This window comes from Pseudomonas fluorescens (genome assembly GCF_040448305.1).
Lineage (GTDB): Bacteria > Pseudomonadota > Gammaproteobacteria > Pseudomonadales > Pseudomonadaceae > Aquipseudomonas > Aquipseudomonas fluorescens_BH.
Map to the genome: position 1 here is coordinate 1,076,856 of NZ_CP148752.1, position 14,737 is coordinate 1,091,592.

Below are 14,737 nucleotides of genomic sequence, written 5' to 3' on the forward strand. Positions count from 1 at the left end.
CGCAAGGCGCCCCGCGTCATAAACGGGCGGCGTGATGCTGAACAAATATCCTCTGTGGAAATACATTCTGATCCTGGCGGTGCTAGCGATCGGTCTGATTTATTCCGCTCCCAATCTTTATCCTGATGACCCGGCCATTCAGGTCAGCGGTGCAAGCACTGCGCTGCAGGTCAATCAGGCTGATCTGGATCGTGTGAGCGCTGCGCTCAAGGAATCCGGGATCAACGTCAAGGCTGCCACGCTGGCAGAGGGCGGCAAGGGTGGGCTGATTCGCCTGACCAAGGCTGAAGACCAGCTGCCGGCCAAAGACGTCGTGCGCAAGGCATTGGGTGATGACTACGTCGTTGCACTGAACCTGGCACAAACCACCCCGCAATGGCTGCGCAACCTCGCTGCGCACCCGATGAAGCTGGGTCTGGACTTGTCCGGTGGTGTGCACTTCCTGCTGGAAGTGGACATGGACAAAGCCCTCGACGCGCGCCTGAAAGTCTACGAAGGCGACGTCAAGAGTCTGTTGCGTAAAGAGAAACTGCGCTATCGCAGCCTGCCGCAACTCGATGGTGCCATTCAGCTGGGCTTCTCTGATGAAGCGACCCGCGAACAGGCCCGTTCGATCATTCGCAAGAACTTCAACGATTTCGACATTGTTCCGGCCGACCTCAATGGTCAACCGGTGCTGCGTCTGGCGATGACCCCGGCCAAGCTGGCGGAAATCCGCGAATACTCCATCAAGCAGAACTTGACCACGGTACGTAACCGCGTCAACGAGCTGGGTGTTGCCGAACCGATCGTCCAGCGTCAGGGCGCCAACCGCATCGTGGTTGAGCTGCCGGGCGTGCAGGACACCGCCGAAGCCAAGCGTATCCTCGGCAAGACGGCCAACCTCGAGTTCCGTCTGGCCGCTGAGCCTGGTGCTTCGAAAGCCACTTCCGAATCCTTCGAGTTCCGTGAGGGCAACCGTCCTCCGGCACTGATCGAGCGTGGCCTGATCATCACCGGTGACCAGGTGACTGACGCCAAGGCCGGTTTCGGTGAGCAGGGCACTCCGGAAGTGAACATTCGTCTGGACGGTCACGGCGGCGAGCTGATGAACCGTGCGACCCGTTCGAACGTCGGTCGCAGCATGGCGGTGATCTTCATCGAGCAGCGTCCGGTTACCACTTACGTCAAGCAAGTGGTCAACGGCGTCGAGAAAGACGTGCCGGTGCAGACGTTCAAGGAAGAGAAGAAGATCATCAGCCTGGCGACCATTCAGTCGCCGCTGGGCGCGCAGTTCCGCATCACCGGCCTGAACGGCCAGGGCGAATCGTCCGAACTGGCGCTGCTGCTGCGTGCCGGTGGTCTGGCGGCGCCGATGTACTTCGCTGAAGAACGCACCATTGGCCCGAGCCTGGGTGCCGACAACATCACCAAGGGTATCGATGCATCGCTGTGGGGCATGCTGTTCGTCTCGCTGTTCATCATGGCCATCTACCGCTTCTTCGGCCTCATCGCCACCGTCGCGCTGACGGTGAACATGGTGATGCTGCTGGCCTTGATGTCGCTGCTGGGTGCAACGCTGACCCTGCCGGGTATCGCCGGTATCGTGTTGACCATGGGTATGGCGGTCGACGCCAACGTGCTGATCTTCTCGCGGATCCGTGAAGAGATCGCCGCCGGCATGACCGTGCAGCGTGCAATCAACGAAGGCTTCGGCCGGGCATTCACCGCGATTCTCGACGCCAACCTGACCACCTTGCTGGTCGGCGGCATCCTCTTTGCCATGGGCACAGGTCCGGTCAAGGGCTTCGCAGTGACCATGTCCCTCGGGATCTTTACCTCGATGTTCACGGCCATCATGGTGACCCGCGCGATGGTCAACCTGATCTTCGGCGGTCGTGACTTCAAGAAGTTGTGGATTTAAGGGGCTGCCATGTTACGTACAATCAACTTCATGGGCGTTCGCAACTTCGCGTTCGGCGTCACATTGTTCCTTACCGCACTGGCAATATTCAGTGTCTTCCATAAGGGCATGAACTGGGGCCTGGACTTCACCGGCGGTACGCTCATCGAGCTGACCTACGAGCGTCCGGCTGACGTCTCCAAGGTGCGTGAGCAGCTGGTGAGCGCCGGTTATAACGATGCGGTCGTGCAGAACTTCGGTGCAACCACCGACCTGCTGGTGCGCATGCCTGGCGAAGACCCGCAACTGGGTCACCAGGTAGCCGAAGCCTTGCAGAAGGTCGGTGGCGATAATCCGGCGACGGTCAAGCGTGTCGAGTTCGTCGGCCCGCAGGTGGGTGAAGAGCTGCGCGACCAGGGCGGCCTCGGCATGCTGATGGCGCTGGGCGGGATCCTGATCTACCTGGCTTTCCGCTTTCAGTGGAAGTTTGCGGTCGGTGCAATCGTTTCCCTGATCCACGACGTGATCGTGACCATCGGTATCCTGTCGTTCTTCCAGATCACCTTCGACCTGACGGTGCTGGCAGCGGTACTGGCGATCATCGGTTACTCGCTCAACGACACCATCGTGGTATTCGACCGGGTTCGTGAGAACTTCCGTGTACTGCGCAAGGCCAGCCTGATCGAGAACATCAACATCTCGACCACGCAAACCCTGCTGCGGACCATGGCGACTTCGATCTCCACCTTGCTGGCGATCGCGGCCCTGCTGTTCTTCGGTGGCGACAACCTGTTCGGCTTCTCCATCGCCCTGTTCATCGGTGTTCTGGCGGGTACTTACTCGTCGATCTACATCGCGAACGTGGTGCTGATCTGGCTGAACCTGAGCACGGAAGACCTGATTCCTCCGGCCAATACCGAGAAGGAAGTCGACGACCGTCCTTGAAGGCAAAGTCTTTAAGCGATGTAGTCCGAAAAAGGCGCGAGTTGAACTCGCGCCTTTTTTTGTGCTCCAAGGCAGGGAGAAGCGCGGACACGTTCCGCATGTGATGGTCCAGGAGGTTCATGTGAACAAGTCGATGCTGGTTGGTGCTGTACTGGGTGCTGTCGGTGTAACTGCCGGGGGTGCTGTGGCCACCTACAGCCTGGTTAAAAGCGGCCCGGAGTACGCGCAAGTACTCGCCGTTGAGCCGGTCAAGACACAAATCAAGACTCCACGTGAAGTATGCAAGGATGTAGCGGTCACCCGGCAGGCGCCGGTGAAAGATCAACATCAGATCGCCGGTACGGTGGTCGGTGCATTGGCAGGTGGTTTGCTGGGTAACCAGATCGGTGGCGGCACCGGTAAGAAGATCGCCACGGTCGCAGGTGCTGTCGGTGGTGGTTACGCCGGCAACAAGGTGCAGGAAGGCATGCAAGAGCGTGACACCTACACCACCACCCAGACCCGCTGTAACACGGTCAACGACATCAGTGACAAGGTTGTAGGTTACGACGTGCGGTATTCGCTGGACGGCAAGGAAGGCAAAGTGCGCATGGATCGTGATCCAGGCAACCAGATTCCGGTGGATAAGGAAGGCAAGTTGATTTTGTCGGAGAATCAGGCGGCTCAGTGATCTGCTGACGCTGGATGAAAAAGATGCACCCTGCGGGGTAATGCCAGTCAGTTAAGCTGACTGGCATTTTTGTTTTTGATCGGATACTTCGGGGGTTTGAGCCTGATTGCCCGGGGATAAATGCGCTCTTCCCGGCGATGGCTGTACAGGTCGACGATTTCATCGGATGGGAAACATGGGAGCGGGCTTGCTCGCGAAGAGGGAGTGTCAGCCAGCATTTTTGTTGAATGACACACCGCTTTCGCGAGCAAGCTCGCTCCCACATTGATTCGAGAGTGCACTCAGTCGTTGAAGTCTTCCCAGCCACCCATCTGTTTCCAGCGATTGACGATGCCGCAGAACAGCTCGGCCGTCTTCTCGGTGTCATAGCGAGCCGAGTGAGCCTCACGACCGTCGAAGTCGATGTCTGCTGCCTGGCACGCCTTGGCCAGCACGGTCTGGCCGTAAGCGAGGCCGGCGAGCGTTGCGGTATCGAAACTGGAGAACGGGTGGAACGGATTGCGCTTCATGTCCAGCCGCGCAACCGCGGCATTGAGGAAGCCCAGGTCGAAGCTGCTGTTATGCCCGACCAGGATCGCCCGTTTGCAACCATTGGCCTTGAGGGCCTTGCGCACGCCGCGGAAGATATCGTTCAGGGCCGACTCTTCACTCACGGCCATGCGCAGCGGGTGATCGAGTTTGATCCCGGTGAATTCCAGGGCAGCGGCTTCGATGTTCGCGCCTTCAAACGGCTCGACACGGAAGAAGTAGGTGTGATCCGGGTAAACAAAACCCTTTTCATCCATGGCGATGGTGGTCGCGGCGATTTCCAGAAGGGCGTCGGTGGCCGAATTGAAGCCACCGGTTTCTACGTCGACGACAACCGGCAGGTAACCACGGAACCTTGCCGCCATTGGATGACGAGGGCCACCTCCGCCGCCGTTGCCTTCCAGTTCGTCGTCGAAATGGTTTTCACTCACGCGTGTTCCTCCAGCAGGCGCCAGCGCAGTTTTTCACCGGCGCGCAGCGGAATAACGGTCAGCTCGCCAAATGGCAGGCTGGTCGGGGCGGTCCACTCTTCGCGGACCAGGGTGATGCTATCGGTGTTCGCCGGCAGACCATAGAACCTGGGGCCGTTGAGGCTGGCGAAGGCTTCGAGTTTGTCCAGCGCGTTGCGCTGTTCGAAGGCTTCGGCATACATCTCGATGGCCGCATAGGCGGTGTAGCAACCGGCGCAACCGCAGGCCGCTTCCTTGGCGTGCTGGGCGTGGGGCGCCGAGTCTGTGCCGAGGAAGAACTTCTCGTTGCCGCTGGTGGCGGCGTCGAGCAGGGCTTCCTGGTGGGTATTGCGCTTGAGGATCGGCAGGCAATAGAAGTGCGGCCGAATCCCGCCCACCAGCATGTGGTTGCGGTTGTACAGCAGGTGGTGCGCGGTGATGGTCGCGCCGACGTTGGCCGAAGCCGAGTTGACGAACTGCACGGCGTCCGTGGTGGTGATGTGTTCGAAGACCACTTTGAGGGTCGGGAAACGTTCGACCACACGACGCATGTGCTCGTCGATGAAGATTTTTTCGCGATCGAACACATCGACATCGCCCCGGGTGACTTCACCGTGGACCAACAACGGCATCCCGACTTCGGCCATGGCCTCGAGTGCAGGGAAGATCTTGTCGATGCTGGTGACGCCAGAGTCCGAGTTGGTAGTCGCGCCGGCCGGGTACAGCTTGGCGGCGTGAATGAATCCGCTGGCCTTGGCCTCGCGAATTTCTTCGGGCTGGGTGCGGTCGGTCAGGTACAGGACCATCAGTGGCTCGAACAGGCTGCCGGCCGGGCGGGCAGCGAGAATCCGCTGGCGATAGCCGTCGGCTTCGGCCGCGTTGCGCACCGGTGGAACCAGGTTGGGCATGATGATGGCGCGGCCAAAGGTGCGCGCGACATCCGCGACGGTATTGGTCAACACGGCACCATCGCGAAGATGAATATGCCAGTCGTCGGGACGCAGCAGGGTCAGGCGGTCGGACATGAGGGGATTCCAGGCGGGTCAAACTCAAGGGAATGCTACCGGAAAAGACTCTTGCAGGCACTCGCTATCAAGTTTTGCAGGAAGCTTCCGATATCCAACAGGTATGCCGTAAACATGTGTGTGTCGGTCTTTTTGTTGTAGAAGCCAGTGGAGCCTCCCGTGCGCCAGCGTTTTTTAGCCTTGCTCAGTGTGTTTGCCAGCCTTCCCGCGATGGCGCTCACTTTCCAGACCCGTCTGGAGAGCATTGAGTGGACGGTCGAGGGTGACAAATTCGAATGCCGCCTGACTCAGCCGATTACCGACTTCGGTTCGGGCGAGTTCGTGCGTCGTGCCGGCGAGCAGGCGACGTTTCGTCTGAAAACCTACAGCCCGATGATTGGCGGTGGCTCGGCGACGCTGCTGGCCGCTGCCGCGCCGTGGCAACCGGGGCGTGACGATATCAACCTGGGCACAGTGAGAATCGGCAGCGGCAACGTATTGTTCAACAGTTCACAGGTTCAGGCCGGACGCCTGATCAGCGGACTGATGGACGGTCGCAGTCCGGTGGTTCGACATTCCTCGGGGGATGGGCGGGTGTCGGAAGTACGCTTGTTGCCGGTCAGGTTCACCAAGGCGTTTGCCGACTACCAGGGTTGTGTGGCGAAACTGTTGCCACAGAATTTCGAACAGGTGAAGCAATCCGAAATCGGCTTCCCCGGCGGCGGAATCGAACTCGACAGCGCCGCACAAACCAAACTGCAGGTGATGCTGGAGTACATGAAGGCCGATCCGACGGTCAATCACATCGAACTCGACGGTCACTCCGACAACAGCGGCAACCGTCTGACCAACCGCGACCTGTCGCGGCGCCGAGCCCTGGCAGTGCTGGAGTTCTTCAAGGCCAACGGCATCCAGGAGTCGCAAATCACCGTGCGTTTCCATGGCGAGCGTTATCCGTTGGCGCCTAACACCAACAACGCCAACCGCGCGAAGAACCGTCGAGTTGCGGTGCGCCTGGAGCGCGGAGCCCCAGCGGAACAAGTCGCCCCGCAAGTGACGAAAGCGGCCACTACGGCCACTTCCTGACTCGGCTGTAATCGTCGCGCCCTCGACAGAATCTGTCGCTTCGTCGTCATAAGCTGTCGCGCCTCTGTAAATTATCCTGCATGAGCGGTAGACTTGACGGCTTTCCGTAGAACCCCGTGGAGTGATGGCATGGCGGACGTAAACAAGGTCGTTCTGGCGTATTCCGGCGGCCTGGACACTTCGGTGATCCTCAAGTGGCTGCAGGATACTTATAACTGTGAAGTCGTGACCTTCACCGCTGACCTGGGTCAGGGCGAAGAGGTCGAACCTGCACGCGCCAAGGCACAGGCCATGGGCGTGAAAGAGATCTACATCGACGACTTGCGCGAAGAATTCGTGCGCGATTTCGTTTTCCCGATGTTCCGCGCCAACACCGTTTACGAAGGCGAGTACCTGCTGGGTACTTCCATCGCTCGTCCGTTGATCGCCAAGCGCTTGATCGAAATCGCCAACGAAACCGGCGCTGACGCCATTTCCCACGGTGCCACCGGCAAGGGCAACGACCAGGTTCGTTTCGAACTGGGCGCCTACGCGTTGAAGCCAGGCGTGAAAGTGATTGCTCCGTGGCGCGAATGGGACCTGCTCTCCCGTGAAAAGCTGATGGATTATGCTGAAAAGCACAACATCCCGATCGAGCGTCACGGCAAGAAAAAATCCCCGTACTCGATGGATGCCAACCTGCTGCACATCTCCTATGAAGGCGGCGTGCTGGAAGACACCTGGACCGAGCACGAAGAAGACATGTGGAAATGGACCGTCTCCCCGGAGAAGGCTCCAGATAAAGCGCAATACCTGGAACTGACCTACCGCAACGGCGATATCGTCGCACTGGACGGCGTCGAAATGACCCCGGCTACCGTGCTGGCGACCCTGAACCGTATCGGTGGCGAACACGGTATCGGCCGTCTCGACATCGTCGAGAACCGTTATGTGGGCATGAAGTCCCGTGGCTGCTACGAAACCCCTGGCGGCACCATCATGCTGCGTGCCCACCGTGCGATCGAGTCGATCACCCTGGACCGCGAAGTGGCTCACCTCAAGGACGAGCTGATGCCCAAGTACGCCAGCCTGATCTACACCGGTTACTGGTGGAGCCCTGAGCGTCTGATGCTGCAACAGATGATCGATGCGTCCCAGGTCAACGTGAACGGCGTTGTGCGCCTGAAACTGTACAAGGGCAATGTGATCGTCACTGGGCGCAAGTCCGACGACTCGCTGTTCGACGCCAACATCGCTACCTTCGAAGAAGATGGCGGCGCGTACAACCAGGCGGATGCAGCGGGCTTCATCAAGCTCAACGCCCTGCGCATGCGCATTGCGGCGAACAAAGGCCGGAAGCTGTTCTGAGACCTTTGAAATCGTGATGGATACCTGACCTCGTCCTCGACGAGGTCAGGTACCTGAAAACGGGGTGTGACGCCAGTTACTACGTTGTCGGGTGTTTTCGTTTGCACTGATGATTTCCTGATTTTCTCCTTCTCGATGGTCTGACCTGTACTACACGTTGTTGTTCGCCGGTTGCCCGGCCTGATCAATGACCGACAACCTGTGCGAGTCCAGATTGTAGGCAACATAAAAGGCGGCACTGCGCTTGCTGGCCTGCTTTGAATGTTTAAGCGCACTGGTTTTCAGTAAAATCTCCGAAACGGCACAAGTGACAAACAGAATCACGTACGCCGTCTTTTCCCGTGGCCTCTGGAGGTTTTCCAGCAGCGCTCCAAACTCGACCTCCTTGCTCATCCAGCGTGCATCAACGATGTACAGGTCTTTTATAAGTTCCGGTAACCGAAGCTGATGTTGAACAGAGACAGTGGTTTGCAGACCAATCTCGGTTGGCGGGTCCTGTGCGCCGCAGGGCGTTCGAGCTGACTGCCGGTCATTCGTTGACGTTTCCAGAGCGGGATTCTCAGACGACTTCCCGGACGCTTTTTTTTCCGGCCGCCCAGCATCATCCATGACCTTCATGAAGTGTTTTCCCTTTTCAAAGTCGGAGGGCGCATAAAGGGATTTGTAGTTGAAGTTGAGTGTCGCGAAAAAAAGCAAAAGTAAATAAAACGGAAAGCTGATCAGAAACCAGACGTAGAGTTCTCTTTCCTCTTGGTCGAGGAAGGGTAGAGAAACGGCTGCCGAAGTTTCAGAGAGTGCTGCGAATATCGCGATAATTGTCATTGGGTTGGTGATTCGTTTTTTTATCATGTTCTGTACTCATGCTGGATTGTCTTTTCTCGAATGGTTTATGAGGTTGGTTGTGTGTGGTAATTATTGTAGTGAGTTTTATTGCTTGTTGGTTTTGATAAGTGCTTTTATTTGTTTGTTGTGTTGCTCTTCGATTTTTGCAGCGTTGGTGGTGTTTTAATGATTGCTCAAAAAATATTATTTGCTGTAAGAGTAATTGGATGCTTGGTGTGTGATATTTCTGGTGTGAATGTTTAGTGCGTAAATATCAGTTACGTTTTAGCGGAGGGGTAGAGGTTTATGTTTGTCAGGGCGCGACCGTTCAGGCTGGCTCTCGGATAATTTTGGTCGTAAACGATTGAGGTGACGGCTGGAAAGTGCGACACACTGACGCTGATACAGTTTTCAATTCATTCCGTTCGAGGGATTTTTGTAGGAGGAATCCGTGTTGTTTGTAGGGGATGTCTCTTGGTGTGGGTGGCTGGGAGGGGCGACATGCCATGGGTGAAACGACTAGGCTATTGTGCGGGCTCTAAAAATTCGAACAGCGAAAATTGGACTTGCCCATGAATAAAGTGCTGATCGTGGATGATCACCCCGTCATTCGTCTTGCGGTACGTATGCTAATGGAGCGTCATGGCTACGAAGTTATTGCAGAAACCGATAATGGTGTGGACGCACTGCAACTAGCCCGTGAACTTATGCCGGATATTGTCATTCTGGATATCGGGATTCCGAAGCTGGACGGGTTGGAAGTCATCGCGCGTTTGTCTTCGACCTCAATGCCTATGAAAGTGCTGATTTTGACTTCCCAGGCGCCGGGGCATTTTTCGATGCGTTGCATGCAATCCGGTGCAGCTGGTTATGTCTGCAAACAACAAGACCTGACGGAGTTGCTCAGTGCAATAAAGGCGGTGTTGTCAGGCTACAGTTACTTTCCTAACCAAGCCTTGCATACCGTGCGTTGCAGTTTGGGGAATGCCAGTGAGGCCGATATGGTTGATCGCTTGTCGGGACGGGAAATGATGGTTCTGCAACAGTTGGCCCGAGGAAAGACCAATAAAGAGATTGCCGATGGAATGTTTCTCAGCAATAAAACAGTCAGTACTTACAAGACCCGCCTGTTGCTCAAGCTAAATGCGCGGTCTCTGGTCGATCTGATCGAGCTGGCACAACGCAATGGTCTGGTGTGATGACGTAACTGCGCGACAAGGGGCGTCTTCCGGAGTATGGCACTTAGAAAAAAGCCTCCGTTTCGGGAGGCTTTCAGGTGTCATAAGTCAAAATCGTAATCGGCCAATTGCTTTTGCAGTCGGCGCTCCTCCAGCAGGTTATCGATGGTGCGGCGTTTGCTCAGATTGGTTTTCGCTACTTCAACCACCGGCTCAGCGTCATCGGTTTCGGCGGTGGTGAAGTCGTCTTCTACGTCCAGTTGCTCTTTGCCAGTACTCATTTAGTTGCTCCAGGCTAAGAAGGCCTTTGGCGCTCCTTATATCGACAATCTCCCGGCGGGTAAAAAAGATTTTTTCAATCGATAATTCAATAAACCTAATAGCGCCTCAATCGTCGGAGGTTTTGTGCTTGTATTCGCACAAGTCCTCGATCCGGCAGCTCCCGCATCGGGGCTTGCGGGCCAGGCAAACATAGCGGCCGTGAAGGATCAGCCAGTGATGGGAGTCGAGCAGGTACTCCCTGGGCACGAATTTCATCAGTTTTTTCTCGACTTCCACCACATTCTTGCCGGGAGCAATGCCGGTGCGGTTGCTGACCCTGAAAATATGCGTGTCGACGGCCATGGTCAGCTGACGGAATGCAGTATTGAGTACCACATTGGCGGTTTTGCGGCCGACGCCGGGCAGTGCTTCCAGCTCTTCGCGGGTTTGTGGCACTTCACCGGCGTGACGCTCGACCAGCAAGCGGCAGGTTTCGATCACGTTTTTCGCTTTGCTGTTGTACAGACCGATGGTCTTGATGTACTCCGACAGTCCTTCGACACCCAGGGCATGGATCGCCGCCGGTGTGTTGGCGACCGGGAACAGCCTGGCTGTGGCCTTGTTGACGCCGACATCGGTCGACTGCGCCGAGAGAATCACGGCAATCAGCAATTCGAACGCTGAGGAATAGGCCAGCTCGGTCTTTGGTTCCGGGTTGTCCTCGTGCAGTCTGCGGAATATTTCCAGACGTTTTGCGGCATTCATGGGCGGTGCGTTTCCTCGAAGGCAATCAATGTGTGGGTGCGGGGCGCCAAGCCTGCCAGGCGGCGATCAGCAGTCCGAGCAGTATGAACCCGCCAGGGACCAACGTGGCCAGGCGCAGACCGCCATCAGCCACCAGCACCCAGCCTTGCCAGTCAGTTGGCGTTGCGCCGATCGGCCACGATAGATGGTTTCCAAGTGTTCCGTTGCCGAAGAGTTCGCGCAGCAGGCCCAGCGCAATCATCAGCGTGGCGAACAGGCCATTGAGTCGCAGGCGTTGGCGCCAACCGTTCTGAAAGAACCCGGTGTGCTCCAGTACGACGCATTGCAAGGCGATCAGGGCGCCATAAAACCCCAGATGCTGCTGCCATTGCAGCGACCAGACTTGTGCCATGAGTTCCGCGCAACTGGTGAGTGTGGCCGCCAACAGGATGCTGGCCAGCAAGCGGGTCGCCGGGACCAGTCGGGACCGCAGGGCGCCCATGGCCAGGCTGAAAAACTGGGTCACCACCATGAACATCAGGCACAGGCCAAGTGCGGCCATCAGCGAGTGGGTGGCGCCGATCAGCGGCGTCAGCATCAAGGCGTTGCGCAGGGTCGATGAGTTATCCATGGGCAGGGATTCCGAGCAGTTGTTGCCGGTGTTCATCGAAGTAGTGCAAGGCATCGTGGACGGCATTGATCACCGCTCTCGAGGTGATGGTCGCGCCTGCGATCTGATCGAACTGTCCCTGATCCTTTTTCAGTGCCCAGCCGCTGTCAACGGGGTCTGTTCGAGACTTGCCGGAAAAAACCTGGAGCCAGGTATTGGGCCAGTCGGCGATCCGTGCCCCCAGTCCTGGTGTTTCCGACTGTTTGAGGGTTTTGACGCCCAGCAATCTGCCGTTGGCGTCGACAGCGATCAACAGGTCGATGGCACCGGCGTAGCCAAGGGTTTGACTGCGCAGCAACACCGCGACGGGTTGATCGACCCGGGTCGCCAGAAAACCACCCAGCAAGGTGCTGTTGGCCAGTGCGGTTGCTTCAATCTTTATAGGGTGTTCGAGTGGTTGATTGTCGTAGCTGTCTGGCGCGACCAGGTCCAGCAGATGACGGCTGTCGATCAGGCGCTGTTCGGCTGCAATGCGTGGCGCGCTGCCGAGCTGCACGAAGTACGTCACGCCAAGGCCCAGTGCGGCCAAAAGCACCACAAACGCGATGCTTGATGTCCGGTTCATGGCGCCTCCGGCTGTTGCCTGGCCGCCACGAACCGCTCCAGCGCCGGCACGCACAGGTTCATCAACAGCACGGCGAAGGCGATGCCGTCCGGGTAGCCACCCCAGGTACGAATCAGATAAGTCAGAAGCCCCACGCCAGCGCCGAACAGCAGCCGCGCGCCAGGGTTTCTGGCGCCGGACACCGGTTCGGTGATGATGAAGAACGCTCCCAGCATGGTCGCGCCGGTCAGCAGATGAAACAACGGCGAGCCATGGGAGTCGGAACCCGAACCGTTCCAGCACAGCAGGCTGATGATGAACAGACTGGCCAGCATGCCGACCGGTGCATGCCAGCTGATCACCCTTCGTTGCAGGAGAAACATTCCACCCGCCAAAAAGGCCAGGTTCAGCCATTCCACCCCCCGGCCGCCAAAGTGACCGAATGCCGGGTTGCCGGCAAACAGTTCATCCATGGTCAGGCTTTTGTTGATCCGCAGACTGTCCAGTGCCGTGGCCTGCACCCAGGCATCAGGCGCATGGCCGGCACCGAACACTTGCTGCAAGCCGCTCAGCAGATCCATGCCATGGGATGACGGCCAATGGGTCATTGGTTGGGGAAAGGTCACCAGCACCAGAGCCAAACCGAGCATCGCCGGGTTGAAGGGATTCGAGCCGACACCGCCATACAAGTGCTTGCCAAACACCATCGCAAAAGCGGCAGCACTGAGGGTCAGCCACCATGGGCAGTAAGGCGGCAGCGCCAGAGCGAGCAACGTGGCACTGACCAACGCGCTGCCGTCACTCAAGGTTGGCCCCGGCGGTCGCTTGCGCCATTGCACGATGGCGGCCTCGACGGCCAACGCGGCAGCCGCCGCCAGAACCAGATTGATCAACACGCCCCAGCCGTACAGCCAGAACGCCACCAGCACTCCCGGCAGCGTGGCCAACAGCACCAGTTTCATCGCCTGTTGCAGGCGATCATCAACCGCTTCAAGGGCTGGCATGGGCGTCCACCAGGCGTTCGGCTTCACCGAGTGCGCGCTCCAGGGCTTCGATTTGCTCCGCCGATGCTTCGTTGGCCTGAGCCTTCTTGAGTTCGGCGCGGCGCATGGCCAACTGGATCTTGGCCCGTTTCAGATCGGCATCATTTGACGACACAGCTGCGACTGTCGGTGCAGGGGCCGATGGGGCGACGCTTTCCAGTTGCGCCAGGTTTTGTTCGGCGGCTTCGAACTGTTGTTGCAGGACGATCAACTGCGATTGCTGCTCGAAGGTCGGCGGATGCCCGAAGGCCTTCAGCGATTTGTGCAACTGTGCCCGACTCATCGCCACATCGATCTTGGCCTTTTTCAGCGCGGCATCGGCATTGGCGGTTTTCTGTGCGCGGACGCGTTCGAGGGCCGCCTGCACCGGGTCGCCTGTCACCGCGGCAGGTTGCACGGCTCGCTGCCTTGCCTGTCGCTCGGTGATTTTCTGTTGCTCCTCACGCTGCAAGCGGGCATTGCGTTGTTCGAAGCGGCGCCGTGCGTGATCGCGCTTGAGGGTGCGGGCCTGCCGCGCCTGCGGTGTGAGGGCCAGGCCTCCGACAACGGGCAGTACCGTGTTCGGCAGCAGTGGGCGCATTTCGATGCAGTCCACCGGACACGGTGCCACGCAGAGGTCGCAACCGGTGCACTCATCGATGATCACCGTGTGCATCAGTTTGGCCGCGCCGACGATGGCATCGACCGGGCAGGCCTGAATGCACTTGGTGCAACCAATACACTCGGCTTCGCGGATATAGGCGATCTGCGCAGGTGCCGAGCCGCGAGTGATGTCCAGCTCCAGCACCGGCACCTTCAGCAGCTCGGCCAAGGCATTAATGGTTTCGTTGCCGCCTGGCGGACACTTGTTGATCGGCTCGCCATTGGCGATGCCTTCGGCGTACGGCTTGCACCCGGGGTGGCCGCACTTGCCGCATTGGGTTTGCGGCAAGAGTGCGTCGATGAGTTGAATCAGACTCATGTTTTGATCAGTCCGCTGAATCCGAGAAAGGCCACTGCGATCAGGCCGGCGCCAATCAGGTCGATCGGCAAGCCGCGAAAGGGCAGGGGAACATCGTTGTCGGCCGTGCGTTCACGCAAATCAGTGAACAAGCTCAACACCAGCCAAAAGCCCAGCCCAGCACCGAGGCTCAAGGCTGTGGCGTGAAAGAAGCCCTTGTCTTCCTGAGCATTGAGCAAGGCCACGCCGAGCACGCCGGCATTGCCCAGCAGCAATGGCCAGAGGCCTTCGAACGGCAGTGCCGAAAACAACCGCGCCAGCAACTTCAGCAGTGGGCTGATCAGCAGCACGCTCAATGGCAGAAACACAAACAGACGCAGCGTCGTCAATTGCAGCGGCACCAGCAGCCATTGATAGAGCGCGTAGCCGAGCATGCCCACGACCAGCATCAGACATGTCGTCGCAATGCCCAAGGCATGGACCTGACGGCGCTGACCGGCCAACAGCGGATCGACGGCCAACGGCCAGTGCAACACGAGGTTGTTGATCAGGGCGGTGCTGATAAGCGTAAGAAGTGCTTCGGTCATGATCGTGCCGGCAAGAACGGTAGTTTTTGTAGGAGCG

At 58.2% G+C, this 14,737-nt stretch carries 16 protein-coding genes; 6 read left to right on the forward strand and 10 right to left on the reverse strand.

What is annotated here, in order from left to right:
- Positions 1-34 precede the first annotated feature (34 nt).
- The 3 genes from secD to WHX55_RS04830 all read left to right on the forward strand — a co-directional run bounded on the left by secD (position 35) and on the right by WHX55_RS04830 (position 3,497).
- Positions 35-1,903 (forward strand): protein translocase subunit SecD, encoded by a 1,869-nt coding sequence (gene secD / locus WHX55_RS04820; protein ID WP_150728287.1) that lies wholly within the window; start codon positions 35-37, stop codon positions 1,901-1,903.
- 9 nt (positions 1,904-1,912) lie between these two features.
- Positions 1,913-2,827 (forward strand): protein translocase subunit SecF, encoded by a 915-nt coding sequence (secF, locus tag WHX55_RS04825; protein WP_150728288.1) that lies wholly within the window; start codon positions 1,913-1,915, stop codon positions 2,825-2,827.
- A gap of 121 nt (positions 2,828-2,948) precedes the next feature.
- Positions 2,949-3,497: a glycine zipper 2TM domain-containing protein gene (locus WHX55_RS04830; protein ID WP_150728289.1), complete on the forward strand. Its 549-nt coding sequence runs from the start codon at positions 2,949-2,951 to the stop codon at positions 3,495-3,497.
- Between the two features lie 281 nt (positions 3,498-3,778).
- Here WHX55_RS04830 and rnt read toward each other — a convergent pair whose 3' ends face one another.
- Together rnt and pyrC are read right to left on the reverse strand one after the other, a co-directional pair.
- Positions 3,779-4,456 carry a ribonuclease T gene (gene rnt, locus WHX55_RS04835; protein WP_150728290.1) on the reverse strand — a complete coding sequence of 226 codons (678 nt, stop codon included), beginning with the start codon at positions 4,454-4,456 and terminating at the stop codon, positions 3,779-3,781.
- A complete protein-coding gene (pyrC, locus tag WHX55_RS04840; RefSeq protein ID WP_353742147.1) occupies positions 4,453-5,499 on the reverse strand; it encodes a dihydroorotase in 1,047 nt (348 codons plus the stop codon). Before pyrC ends, rnt begins: the two co-directional genes overlap by 4 nt.
- 159 nt (positions 5,500-5,658) lie before the next feature.
- Here pyrC and WHX55_RS04845 point away from each other — a divergent pair, with 159 nt between their 5' ends.
- Together WHX55_RS04845 and WHX55_RS04850 are read left to right on the forward strand one after the other, a co-directional pair.
- Positions 5,659-6,564, forward strand: a complete 906-nt coding sequence (locus WHX55_RS04845; protein ID WP_353742148.1) for an OmpA family protein — start codon at positions 5,659-5,661, stop codon at positions 6,562-6,564.
- A 129-nt stretch (positions 6,565-6,693) separates the two neighbouring features.
- Positions 6,694-7,911: an argininosuccinate synthase gene (locus WHX55_RS04850; protein ID WP_150728293.1), complete on the forward strand. Its 1,218-nt coding sequence runs from the start codon at positions 6,694-6,696 to the stop codon at positions 7,909-7,911.
- 150 nt (positions 7,912-8,061) lie between these two features.
- On the opposite strand, the gene WHX55_RS04855 is transcribed toward WHX55_RS04850, so the two are convergent.
- Positions 8,062-8,760, reverse strand: a complete 699-nt coding sequence (locus tag WHX55_RS04855) for a hypothetical protein (protein WP_353742149.1) — start codon at positions 8,758-8,760, stop codon at positions 8,062-8,064.
- Positions 8,761-9,305: 545 nt separating this feature from the next.
- On the opposite strand from WHX55_RS04855, the gene WHX55_RS04860 reads away from it, so the two are divergent.
- Positions 9,306-9,932 (forward strand): response regulator transcription factor, encoded by a 627-nt coding sequence (locus WHX55_RS04860; RefSeq protein ID WP_008053528.1) that lies wholly within the window; start codon positions 9,306-9,308, stop codon positions 9,930-9,932.
- Between the two features lie 80 nt (positions 9,933-10,012).
- Here the strand turns inward: WHX55_RS04860 and WHX55_RS04865 are convergent, their stop codons facing one another.
- The 7 genes from WHX55_RS04865 to WHX55_RS04895 form a co-directional block, all read right to left on the reverse strand.
- Complete coding sequence (locus WHX55_RS04865; protein ID WP_007972325.1) at positions 10,013-10,192, reverse strand: hypothetical protein; 180 nt, start codon at positions 10,190-10,192, stop codon at positions 10,013-10,015.
- Between the two features lie 106 nt (positions 10,193-10,298).
- Positions 10,299-10,937 carry an endonuclease III gene (nth, locus tag WHX55_RS04870; protein WP_150728295.1) on the reverse strand — a complete coding sequence of 213 codons (639 nt, stop codon included), beginning with the start codon at positions 10,935-10,937 and terminating at the stop codon, positions 10,299-10,301.
- 25 nt (positions 10,938-10,962) lie between these two features.
- The gene (locus WHX55_RS04875) at positions 10,963-11,547 is read right to left on the reverse strand and encodes an Rnf-Nqr domain containing protein (protein ID WP_353742150.1); all 585 of its coding nucleotides are present in this window, start codon (positions 11,545-11,547) and stop codon (positions 10,963-10,965) included.
- The gene (locus tag WHX55_RS04880) at positions 11,540-12,151 is read right to left on the reverse strand and encodes an RnfABCDGE type electron transport complex subunit G (RefSeq protein ID WP_353742151.1); all 612 of its coding nucleotides are present in this window, start codon (positions 12,149-12,151) and stop codon (positions 11,540-11,542) included. Before WHX55_RS04880 ends, WHX55_RS04875 begins: the two co-directional genes overlap by 8 nt.
- On the reverse strand, positions 12,148-13,134 hold the full coding sequence (locus WHX55_RS04885) for an RnfABCDGE type electron transport complex subunit D (RefSeq protein WP_150754852.1): 987 nt from the start codon (positions 13,132-13,134) through the stop codon (positions 12,148-12,150). The genes WHX55_RS04880 and WHX55_RS04885 overlap by 4 nt, the downstream gene beginning before the upstream one ends.
- Complete coding sequence (gene rsxB, locus WHX55_RS04890) at positions 13,121-14,134, reverse strand: electron transport complex subunit RsxB (RefSeq protein WP_150754851.1); 1,014 nt, start codon at positions 14,132-14,134, stop codon at positions 13,121-13,123. Before rsxB ends, WHX55_RS04885 begins: the two co-directional genes overlap by 14 nt.
- The gene (locus tag WHX55_RS04895) at positions 14,131-14,700 is read right to left on the reverse strand and encodes an Rnf-Nqr domain containing protein (RefSeq protein ID WP_353742152.1); all 570 of its coding nucleotides are present in this window, start codon (positions 14,698-14,700) and stop codon (positions 14,131-14,133) included. The genes rsxB and WHX55_RS04895 overlap by 4 nt, the downstream gene beginning before the upstream one ends.
- Positions 14,701-14,737: the final 37 nt, after the last annotated feature.